The 10,906-nt window shown below is 60.7% G+C and carries 9 protein-coding genes; 5 read left to right on the top strand and 4 right to left on the bottom strand.

All coding sequences use genetic code 11. The annotated features are described in order from the left end of the window. Positions 1–74 precede the first annotated feature (74 nt). A complete protein-coding gene (locus A3H92_13420) occupies positions 75–1,265 on the bottom strand; it encodes a carbamoyl phosphate synthase small subunit (GenBank protein OHC73218.1) in 1,191 nt (396 codons plus the stop codon). Between the two features lie 217 nt (positions 1,266–1,482). Here A3H92_13420 and A3H92_13415 point away from each other — a divergent pair, with 217 nt between their 5' ends. The 4 genes from A3H92_13415 to A3H92_13400 are packed head-to-tail and all read left to right on the top strand — an operon-like array spanning position 1,483 to position 5,820. Continuing rightward, the gene (locus tag A3H92_13415; protein ID OHC73220.1) at positions 1,483–1,938 is read left to right on the top strand and encodes a glutamyl-tRNA amidotransferase; all 456 of its coding nucleotides are present in this window, start codon (positions 1,483–1,485) and stop codon (positions 1,936–1,938) included. After that, positions 1,938–3,164, top strand: a complete 1,227-nt coding sequence (locus tag A3H92_13410; GenBank protein ID OHC73217.1) for a hypothetical protein — start codon at positions 1,938–1,940, stop codon at positions 3,162–3,164. The genes A3H92_13415 and A3H92_13410 overlap by 1 nt, the downstream gene beginning before the upstream one ends. Continuing rightward, positions 3,161–5,167, top strand: coding sequence for a hypothetical protein (locus A3H92_13405; GenBank protein OHC73216.1), 2,007 nt, complete (start codon positions 3,161–3,163; stop codon positions 5,165–5,167). The genes A3H92_13410 and A3H92_13405 overlap by 4 nt, the downstream gene beginning before the upstream one ends. Before the next feature lie 50 nt (positions 5,168–5,217). Next, positions 5,218–5,820 (top strand): hypothetical protein, encoded by a 603-nt coding sequence (locus tag A3H92_13400; GenBank protein ID OHC73215.1) that lies wholly within the window; start codon positions 5,218–5,220, stop codon positions 5,818–5,820. A 1-nt stretch (position 5,821) separates the two neighbouring features. Here A3H92_13400 and A3H92_13395 read toward each other — a convergent pair whose 3' ends face one another. The 3 genes from A3H92_13395 to A3H92_13385 form a co-directional block, all read right to left on the bottom strand. Beyond that, positions 5,822–7,093, bottom strand: coding sequence for a hypothetical protein (locus A3H92_13395; protein ID OHC73214.1), 1,272 nt, complete (start codon positions 7,091–7,093; stop codon positions 5,822–5,824). Continuing rightward, positions 7,090–8,565 carry an IMP dehydrogenase gene (locus A3H92_13390; protein ID OHC73213.1) on the bottom strand — a complete coding sequence of 492 codons (1,476 nt, stop codon included), beginning with the start codon at positions 8,563–8,565 and terminating at the stop codon, positions 7,090–7,092. The genes A3H92_13395 and A3H92_13390 overlap by 4 nt, the downstream gene beginning before the upstream one ends. A 73-nt stretch (positions 8,566–8,638) precedes the next feature. Then, positions 8,639–9,754 carry a cell division protein ZapE gene (locus A3H92_13385; protein ID OHC73212.1) on the bottom strand — a complete coding sequence of 372 codons (1,116 nt, stop codon included), beginning with the start codon at positions 9,752–9,754 and terminating at the stop codon, positions 8,639–8,641. 392 nt (positions 9,755–10,146) lie between these two features. Here A3H92_13385 and A3H92_13380 point away from each other — a divergent pair, with 392 nt between their 5' ends. Continuing rightward, complete coding sequence (locus tag A3H92_13380; GenBank protein OHC73219.1) at positions 10,147–10,638, top strand: hypothetical protein; 492 nt, start codon at positions 10,147–10,149, stop codon at positions 10,636–10,638. Positions 10,639–10,906: the final 268 nt, after the last annotated feature.

Raw genomic sequence — 10,906 nt, 5'->3', positions numbered from 1 at the left:
TATAGGCTCGGGAGAGTGACCACCGGAATTACGCTATGTGGTTCATAAAACGGTGCTTTCTCTTTCGGTGCTTTCTAGGCGTTCAGTTCCATCATCTTGGTAAATCTCTCAAACAGGTAACGGCTGTCTTGCGGTCCGGGGGAGGCTTCGGGGTGGTATTGGACGGAGAAGGCGGGTTTGCCCTCTACCCGGATGCCCTCCGGGGAGCCGTCAAACAGAGAAACGTGGGTCTCGATGACGCCCTTGGGTAAGCTGCCGCGATCAACGACGAAGCCGTGGTTCTGGCTGGTGATCTCCACTTTTCCCGTCTCCAGGTCTTTGACCGGATGGTTGGCGCCCCGGTGGCCCATGTGCATCTTGTGAGTGGAGCATCCCAGCGCCAGGGCCATCAACTGATGGCCGAGGCAAATGCCGAACAGCGGAGTCCCTGACTCCATCACCGCCTTGATCATGGGCAGGGCATATTCCGCCGTAGCCGCCGGATCGCCGGGGCCGTTGGACAGGAACACGCCGTCCGGCTTGCGTCCCAGCACTTCCTCAGCCGAAGCGGAGGCCGGCACAACGGAGACGGCGCATCCGGCGGCGGCCAGACAGCGCAGGATGTTGCGCTTGGCTCCGAAATCGACGGCGACCACATTAAAGCGCGGATGTTTCTGACTGACGTAGCCGCCCTTGATGGACCATTCGCCTTCGTCCCACCATTCGTAGGGTTCAAGGCAGGTCACTTCCTTGGCCAGATCCATGCCCGCCAGTCCCGGCCAGGCGCGGGCCATGGTTTGCAGCGAGTCCGTGTCGATATTCTCGTCGGGCAGATGGATCAGCGCGCCGTTGGGCGCTCCGCCGTCGCGGATGCGCCGGGTCAGCCGGCGGGTATCGACGCCGGCCAGGGCCACCAGATTGCGGGCCTTCAGCCAGACGTTGAGATGCTTGGCGGCGCGCCAGTTGGAAGGCTCGGTGATGGGGCTGCGCAAAACGCAGCCGCGTACCGCCGGCGAGCGGGACTCGATGTCTTCCGGGTTGGCGCCGACGTTGCCGATGTGGGGGAAGGTAAAGGTGATGATCTGCCCGGCGTATGAAGGATCAGTAAGAATTTCCTGATAGCCGGTGATGGAGGTGTTGAAACAGACCTCGCCGACCGCCACGCCGACGGCGCCCAGTCCTTGTCCCCAATAAACCGATCCGTCAGCCAGAACCAGAGCGGCGTCCGCTTGCGGCGGACGAACGGCCTTTGGGGCCGGTAGATGAGGGGCGGCTTCGGCGGACATGGGCGGCGTGTCCTTAAATACTGGCGCGTCCCGTTAAGACAACGGGTTTAAGGCGTCGCTCGGATGTCTAAAGCAAAAGCCGTGCCGTCGTCAATATCTTATTGACGTAAAAATGTTGTTTTGTTTCAGTGGGTTACGCAGAATCAATCAGTTGCATTGCGCGACTTGATTAGGTATGATCCTCGCTTTCCCGGAAATTGCCGAAAGGGGATGGAGCATGCTCCGTGATCGACTCAGCGACGCCTTGAAAACCGGCATGAAGACCAAGGACGTGCGAACCGTGGCCACCGTCCGCCTGATTCTTGCCGCGCTTAAAGACCGTGATATCGCCGAACGCGGCAAGGGAAATTATGACGGCATAACCGAAGACGCCATCCTCACCATGCTGCAATCAATGATCAAGCAACGCCGCGAGAGCATCGTTATGTACAAAAAAGGCGGGCGGCCCGGATTGGCCGAACAGGAAGCCGGAGAAATCGCCATCATCGAACAATTCCTGCCCGCCCAGATCGCCGGCGACGAGATGGAGAACATTATCAAGGGCGTTATCGCGGAACTGGGAGCAAATAACCTCAAGGACATGGGCCGCATCATGTCCGTCCTCAAGGAACGCCACGCCGGATGCATGGACTTCGCCAAGGCCGGCGCCATAGTCAAAAACATGCTTTCCTGATGCGTCGAATTATTTTTCTCTTTATCGGTCTGTTTTGCGTGTGCGCCGCCGCCGCGCAGGCCTCGGATGTTTGCGTACCCACGGGCAGGTGGCTGGAGCCGGCTTCCGGCAAGACCGTCGCCCATGCGGAGATGATCGCCCGCATGGCGAAGCGGCCCGTGGTTCTTCTCGGCGAGACCCACGACAACAAGGAGCACCATAGCTGGCAACTTCATGTTATCGCCGCCATGCACGCGCAAAATCCCAATATGGTCCTCGCTTTTGAGTCGTTTCCCCGCCGTTTTCAGCCGGTATTGGACAAGTGGACTCGCGGCGACCTGACCGAGGAAGCCTTCCTCAAGGAAGTCGAATGGAACGATATCTGGCGTTTTGACGCCGGCCTGTACATGGGGCTTTTCGATTTTGCCCGCATTCACCGCGTTCCGATGGTCGCCATGAATATCGACCGCAAGCTGATCGCCAGGATTGCCGGGGAGGGATGGAAGGCGATAGCCGAAGGCGAGCGCGAAGGGCTAAGCGATCCGGCGCCGGCCGATGAATCCTATCTCGACTTCCTGTCCACGGTATTCGGCATGCACGACAAGGGCAAACCCGAATCCGCCACCGCTTCCGAACACGACAAGGCGGATAAAATCAAGGCCCTTCCGGTTCCTGAAATGCGGAACAATCCCATGTTCCTCCGCTTCGTTGAGTCGCAGGTGTTGTGGGACAGGGCGATGGCCCAAAAAATCGCCGAAGTGCGTTTCAGGGGCGGCGCGCCGCTGGTGGTCGGCATCGTCGGCCAGGGGCATATTCAATACGGCTTCGGCATTCCCCATCAGCTTGCCGACCTGGGTCTGCCCGGCGCCGCCGTCTTGTTGCCGTGGGATGACGGCCAGGAATGTTCGGACCTCAAGCCGATCAAGAATCATCAGGTCGCCGACGCCGTCTTCGGTCTGGCCGCGCCCGACAAGACCAGGAAGCCGGACAGGCCCAAGCTCGGCGTTTACATCGAAGACGCCGCCGGCGGCGTGCTTATAAACAAGATGGTGGACAAAAGCATCGCCGAGACCTCCGGCCTGATGAAAGACGACCTGATCATGACCGCCGCCGGAGAGCCTGTCGCCAAGGTCGGACAACTGGTTGAAATCGTCAGCCGCCAGGCGCCCGGCACATGGCTTCCCCTCACGGTGAAGCGCGGCGACGAGACTATCGAAATCATCGCCAGATTTCCGCCCCGGCAATGAAGCATCGTCATGTTATTTTGAAGGCGGCGCTTGCCTTTATGGGGTTGTGGACGGCGCCGACTTTTGCCGGGGCCGCCGACCCCGTTTTGCACCACGACATGGAGATAAAACTCGATCCGAAGGCGCAGAGCCTCGCCGTCACTGATATTATGCGGGTTCACGGGCAGGGAAGCGTTGCCTTTCGCCTTTCCTCCGTTTTCGAGATCACGTCCTTTACCGTGGACGGGCGGCAATTATCTCCCTCGCGTATCGGCGACGACCTGCGGGTGGACCTCGGAGCGTCGGCGAACGGCGGGGAACACCGGCTGGTTGTTGACTACAAGGGGACGCTTTCGCCCTTGCCTGAGAACCCCGGCGGCAATGATCCGTCAATGCCGGTCGCCTCTCCCGACGGCAGCTATCTTCCCGACTCGGCTTCCTGGTATCCGCGCCTCGGCGACGGGGAGTTCACCTATAGCGCCGCTGTTGAGGTTCCCGATCCGCAAAAAGCGGTGATGCCCGGACAGTTGATGGAAGAAAAGACGGATAACGGCGTCTACCGTGCCGTCTTTGCCTCCAGGACGCCGACGCCGGGGCTGATGCTGCTGGCCGGTCCCTATATCGTAGAAGAGCGGTTTTCCGGAGATATTCGCCTGCGCACTTATTTCCATCAGGAGATCGCCCCGATGGCGGGCGACTACCTTGAGTCAACCGCCGGCTATATTGATCTCTACCGCCGGCAGATCGGCGACTATCCGTTCCCCTCCTTTCATATTGTTTCCGGCCCGTTGCCGGTGGGGCTGGGCTTCGCCGGGCTTACCTACATGGGCAAGCAGGTGTTGCGCCTGCCGTTCATCCGCCACATCTCCCTCGGCCACGAGGTGGCGCATAACTGGTGGGGCAACGGGGTCTATATCGATTACGAGACCGGCAACTGGGGCGAGGGGTTGACCACCTTCATGGCCGATTACGCCTACGCCTTGGGGGAAGGGGACGAGGCCGGCAAGGAAATGCGGCTGGGCTGGCTCAGGGACTACGCCGCCTTGCCGGCCGGGCGCGACCGTCCGGCGGCGGAGTTCATGACCAAGGTGCACGACGCCTCGCAAGTGATCGGCTACAACAAGGTCGCTTATGTTTTCCACATGCTGCGCCGCGAACTGGGGGACAAGGCGTTTGACGCCGCCATTCGCCGTTTTTGGGAAACGATGAAGTTCCGCACCGCTTCCTGGGAGGATATCCGATCAGCATTCGAACAGGAGTCAGGCCGTCAACTGAAAGTCTTTTTTGACCAGTGGCTGCGCCGCGCCGGCGCTCCCAAACTGATCTTGACGGAGGCGACCGGCGAGCGGATAGGGGATGCTTTTCGCATAACCTTTACGCTGGCCCAGGAAGACCCTGCCTATGTCATGAAGGTTCCGGTCAGGGTGACGACCGAGGCGGGCGCAAAGCGGTTTGATATCTCTGTGGATTCCGGTAATGCCCGCCATGAGATTTATACCGAATCCCGCCCGCTTGTCATCGCCATCGACCCGGACTTTGATATCTTCCGCCGCCTTGACGCCGCCGAGACGCCGCCCATCGTCAGGGACTTGACCTTGGCTTCTGACGCCGTCGCCATGATCCTGTCCGCCGACGGCAAGGCCATTGACGCGGCGCATAAGCTGGCGGCGCGTCTGATGGATGCGCCGCCCCGTTTTGAAGTTGCTTCCGCCGATCTTCCGCCGGCGCCGTTGCTGGTTATCGGCATGACTTCCGAAGTGGAGGACTTTCTGTACTCCGCCGGATTGCAGGGGGCGCCCATCGAGACGGTCGGGCGCGGCTCCGCCGGGGTATGGGCGGCCCGTCATAGCGGGAACAGGCCGTTGCTGGTCATCGCCGCCAATAACGCCGAAGCGCTTGAAGCCCTGCTGCGCCCGCTACCCCATTACGGGCGCAAGGGGTATCTGGTGTTTGAAGGAAGTCGCGCCGTCCTGCACGGATCGTGGCCCGCCTCCGGCGGCCCGCTCGCCAAACGTCTTGATTAATACGGGCGTCCTGTCATAAGTAATCCATGGAATGCATCGGAAATAGACTCATGAAGCGTATCGGATGGTTGTCGGCATGTCTGATCGTCCTGGCTTCCGTGTCGGCGTTCGCCGAAAACAACGGCGACGGGTTGTTGAACTCGGTTTCCTACAAGCCGCTGCCGGCCAATATGCCGATTGCCGTTCGCGCCATGGATAACTCCGATGAGAACATGGTCCTGGTTCGGGAATTCGAGGGAGCCTTGCGGGCCGGGGGTTACACGGTTTCGCCGGGCGCCGATCTGATTTTGACTTTCGAAACCCGTGACGAGCTTGGGGCATGGTCCGATCACGGCAAGCGCACGCTTCTGGAGCTGTCCGCCAAGGGCGGCTATGAGGGCGGCGAAGACGCCAAGGCGCGCTTTAACGTGTACAACAGCCAGAAGGGCGGCATTCTCAACAAGGGGCGCGGCGGCACTTCGATCACGACGCCGAGTCAATACCGCATTGACGTCACTATCGAAGACAAAACCAACGGCAAGAGCCTGTGGCAGGCGTGGGCGGTTGCCGATCTCGGCGCTTCCGACGGCGCCGTTCTGGTTAAAAACATGGTTCCGGTGCTGGTGAAACATCTGGGCCAGACCGTGAAACAGCAATCATTCACCGTCCGGTAAATTAGTTTCTTTCCAGCACCGCCGCGAAGAAGCCGTCGGTTCCGGTCGCCGCCGGGCTGAGACGCAGGTACGGCCCCTTGACCGGACATTCTCCGCCGATAATGTCACTCCATATTCCGATGACCGGGATGACGCTGTATCCGGGATGGTTTTCCAGGAACCACCGGACCTGATCTTCGTTCTCGTCGGTCAGCAGCGAGCAGGTGGCGTAGATCATCCGCCCTCCCGCCTTGGGCAGCAAGGCGGCGGCGGTAAGGACGGCGCGTTGGCGGTTGATGATTTCTTGCATCTCCGCTGCGGTCAGCCGCCATCTGGCGGTTACGTCGCGCCTCCAGACGCCGACGCCGGAGCATGGCGCGTCAACCAGAACGCGGTCAAAACGCCCTCGATATTCGTCTCCCGTCACTGTCGCTGTCTGCGTGACGTTTTGCACGCCGGCTCTGGACAGGCGTTTACCCATAGCCGCCATGCGCCGCGTCGAGACATCGCCGGCGACCAATTCTCCCTCTCCTTTCATGGCGGCGGCCAGCGCCAGGGTCTTGCCGCCGGCGCCGGCGCAGATGTCGGCTACCGCCATTCCCGGCTTGGCGCCGACCAGCAGGGCGACAAGCTGGGAACCCTCGTCCTGGACCTCGATCAGGCCGTTACGGAAGGCGGCGGCGCTTTCCAGGCGGACGCGGCTTTCCAGTCTGAGGCCGAGCGGCGAAAGGGGGGTGGGGCGGGAGACAATATCATCGGCGCAAAGCATCCGCGCCGCTTCGTCGCGTGAACATTTCAAGATATTGACGCGCACGTCCAACGGCGCCGGAAGGTTGAGCGCCGCCATTTCGCCTGCCAAGGCTTCGCCGAAACTCCGGCGCAAGGTGCGATCCAGCCATAGGGGGTATTCCAGCGCCGTTGAAGCCGGCATTTCCGGAGTTTCAAGGGGCGGGGCGAGGCGGGCCAAAGATTCTTCCGCCGCCGACAGGAGAGCGGAATGATGTCCTTCGCCGCTGAAAAGAGCCTCGATCTCCTTCGCCCCCATTCCTTCGCTGATGGCGAGATGGGCGATGAGGCGGGTTCGCGGACAAGCGTCGGGTCCGATCCGCCGGTCGAGGCGGGCGCGGGCGCGCAGGACGGCGAATACTGTTTCCCTGACGGCGCGTCTGTCCTTGGCGCCGGCGTAGCGCCGCTTGCCGAAGTAGGAGGCGATGACGCCGTCGGCGGGGAAGGCCGCCGCCTCGATTTTGTCCAGCAGTTCGATGGCGGCCCGGATGCGGGCGCCCGGAGTCAATCCTCGACCCGGTAGTTCGGGGCCTCGCGGGTGATTTTAACGTCGTGAACATGGCTCTCGCGCAGGCCGGCGCCGGTGATGCGCAGGAACTCGCAGTTCTTCTGCATCTCGGCGATGTTGGGGTTGCCGGTGTAGCCCATCGACGAGCGTAGTCCGCCGACAAGCTGGTGGATGACGTTGGCCACCGGCCCCTTGTAGGGAACGTGGCCCTCGACGCCTTCAGGCACCAGCTTGAGGCTGTTTGAGATATCCTGCTGGAAGTAGCGGTCGGCGGAGCCTCCGGCCATGGCCGCCAGCGACCCCATGCCGCGATAGGATTTGTAGGATCGTCCCTGATAGAGAAACACCTCGCCCGGACTCTCGTCGGTGCCGGCGAACAGGGAGCCGATCATGATGGAGTCGGCGCCGGCGGCGATGGCCTTGGCCAGATCGCCCGAGTACTTGACGCCGCCGTCGGCGATCAGGCGCACGTCGTTTTTGCGGCATACCTTGGCCACATCGAAGATCGCTGTCAGTTGCGGCACGCCGACGCCGGCGATCATGCGCGTGGTGCAGATGGAGCCGGGGCCGATGCCGACTTTTACGGCGTCGGCGCCGACGTCGATCAGGGCCTTGGCGGCGTCGCCGGTGGCGATGTTGCCGGCCACCACCTGGATGTCGGCGTTTTGTTTCTTGATGCGCTTCACCGTCTTGATGACGCCGATGGAGTGGCCGTGGGCCGTGTCAACGACGATAACGTCAACGCCGGCGTCAATCAGCGCCTCGCTTCTGGCGATGCCGTTATCGCCGACGCCGACGGCGGCGGCGACGCGCAGACGGCCCTGCGAATCCTTGCAGGCGTCGGGGTAGCGCGCGGCTTTTTCGATGTCCTTTACCGTGATCAGGCCGATGCAGCGATAATCGCCGTCAACCACCAGCAGCTTTTCGATGCGGTGCTGGTGCAGTAGATGACGGGCTTCGTCGCGGCTGACACCTTCCTTGACGGTGACCAGAGGCCTGTTCGCGGTATGGGCGGTCATCAGCTCGGCAACCGGCTGGCTTTGGTTTTCGGCGAAGCGCACGTCGCGGTTGGTGAGGATGCCGACCAGCTTGCCGCTGTCCTTCTCGACCACGGGAATGCCGGAGATGTTATGTATCTCCTTGATTTTCAGGGCGTCGGCCAGCGTCGCGCCGGGGTGGATGGTGAAGGGATCGACGACCATGCCGGATTCGAACTTTTTGACCCTGCGCACCTCGGCGGCCTGCTTGTTCGGCTCCATGTTCTTGTGGATGACGCCGATGCCGCCGGCCTGGGCCATGGCGATGGCCAGACCGCTCTCGGTGACCGTATCCATGGCCGCCGACACCAGCGGTATTTTCAATCGAATGGTTTTGGTCAGCCAGGTGGCGGTGTCGGCTTCGCCGGGCAGCACGCCGGAAGCGGCGGGCGCCAGCAGTACATCGTCAAAAGTTAATGCTTCGGTGATTTTCATGCCGCCATCCCGCAAGGGTGAGTTGGCGAGGCATCATACACATAAGATGGAAGATGCCAAGGGGGTTGCCGCCTTATAACTTTCGCTCCTTCGCCATGTATTCCTCGCTCTGCATTTCGATCAGCCGCGACGAGGTTCGCTGGAACTCGAACGCTCCTTCGCCTTCGGTATAAAGTTTATCGGGCGGGACATCGGCGGAGCAGATGAACTTTACCCGGTTATCGTAAAGGGTATCGATGAGGGTGATGAAGCGTTTGGCTTCGTTGCGTTTTTCGGCGTTCAGGCGGGGGATGGAACTCATCACCAGAGTGTGGAAGCTGGAGGCGATCTCCAGATAGTCGCCGGCGGCCAGCGGCTGCTCGCAAAAATCCCTGAACGAGCCGAAGGCTACGCCGTCGGCGGCCAGGGGGATTCTAACCTCGCGCCCGTTGACCAGAACGCGGTCGGGAGCGGCGCGGGCGCCGTTGGTCAGGCGCTTGAAGCAGCTTCCCAGTTCGCGGTCGGTATCCTGGTCGCTGGGAAACATGTAGGCGTTCATGGCGCGCATGCGCTCCAGCCGGTGATCGACGCTGCCGTCAAGTTGCAGCAGGTCCAGCTTCTCGCCGATCAGCTTGATGAAGGGCAGGAACTGGTTTCGTTGCAGGCCGTCCTTGTACAGATCGTCGGGCGGGCGGTTGGAGGTAGCCACCACCACCACGCCGAGATCAAACAAGGCCTCGAACAGACGTCCGAGAATCATCGCATCGGCGATGTCGAGCACCTGAAACTCATCAAAGCATAACAGCCATGCCTCCTTGGCGATGGCGGCGGCCACCGGCGGGATGGGGTCGGTTACCTGTTTTTTGCTTTGGCGCAACTCGTGCAGCTTGGCGTGGACCTCGCGCATGAAGGCGTGAAAGTGGATGCGGCGTTTGTGTTCGACGGGGGCCGAGCGGAAGAATAAATCCATCAGCATGGTCTTGCCGCGCCCGACGCCGCCGAACATGTACAGTCCCAGCAGCGGATTCTCGCGGCGGCGGGTCAGGCCGAAGCGGTCTTTCCAGCCGGACAGGCCGGCCGTCGGCTCATACCCCTTCAGCCCGTGGTACAGGCTTTGCAGCTTTTCGATGGCCAGCCCTTGCGCCTGATCGGGTTTGAGTCCGCCGGCGTCGAGGTTGGCCCGGTAATCGCTGAGTGGTCCGTTGGACATGAAACAAGCTTAAGAAGCCGGAGGGGAGTTGTAAATCGGCGTTCTGTCCCGTCTAAACGATTTCCATGGCGTATTTTCCATATGATGATTGCCTGCTGTATCGTGGGGGAGTATTGAAATTGTATCCCAATTGTGATACGTTTTGATAACCTTGGAGGTTTGCCATGTCTAAAACCGAGATGATCCGCGCCCGCGTCGAACCTGATCTTAAGCATGAGGCGGAAGCTGTATTCGATGCGCTTGGCCTGACCTCCACCGAGGCGATCACCCTTTTCTATAAGCAGGTCAAGTTCCGGCACGGTTTGCCGTTTGAGGTAAAAATGCCCAACAAGGAAACGCTGACCGCCATGCGTGACGCCGAACAGGGCAAAAATCTCAAGAAGTGGAAAAGCCTGGACGCCCTCAAGGCGGCCCATCGCGTACGCAAAATTCTCGCCACGGTGAAACCGCTTGCGGCGGAATATTACAAGCTCACCGGCAAGCCGCTCGGCGTGACGGGGGAAGTGGCCGAGTATGTCGCAGCCGAAATCCTCAACCTTGAACTTGCTCCGCCCCGAACACTCGGATACGACGCAACGCGCCAACTCCGGAAAGGAAAGCAGCAGCGCATCCAGATAAAGGGGCGCGCCTGCGACATGGAAGCAAATCCGGGGCGGCGTCTCGGGACGATTGGGACAATCAAGCGCGACAGTCCGTGCGATTCCGTGTTGCTTGTCCTTTTTGACAACCGGACACTGGACCCGTGCGAAATGTGGGAAGCACCGATGAAAGCGGTCAATAAACGGCTTGCCGTACCGGAATCAAAAGCACATAAGCGGGGCGTACTCGGCGTGAGTGAGTTCAAGAAACACTGCTCCGCACGTTGTGTGTGGCCGAAGGCATGAGTGGAATAGGACTTTGGGCAATACCCGGACAAATCATACTTTTGCGGCGACGGGACGGTCGTTTCCGCTTCAGATCATTGTTGCGCACCCTAACTCCCGGTGCGTTGACTGAAGGAAGTGTCGTTTTATGAACGGAGACACAGAGACACAGAGGAGAATAGAGAAAAAGAAAAGGCGTGAAAAAAACTCCTCTTTAGTCGACCGTTAATAAGCCGGGTTGAGTGCTGATTGAGGCATTATTACGACCCATATGGCGGCGATGATTCGG

This window comes from Rhodospirillales bacterium RIFCSPLOWO2_02_FULL_58_16 (assembly GCA_001830425.1).
In the GTDB taxonomy this organism is placed as follows: Bacteria; Pseudomonadota; Alphaproteobacteria; order Rhodospirillales; family 2-02-FULL-58-16; genus 2-02-FULL-58-16.
The sequence above is the reverse complement of the archived record's forward strand: the minus strand, read 5'-3'. Positions and strand labels throughout refer to the sequence as shown.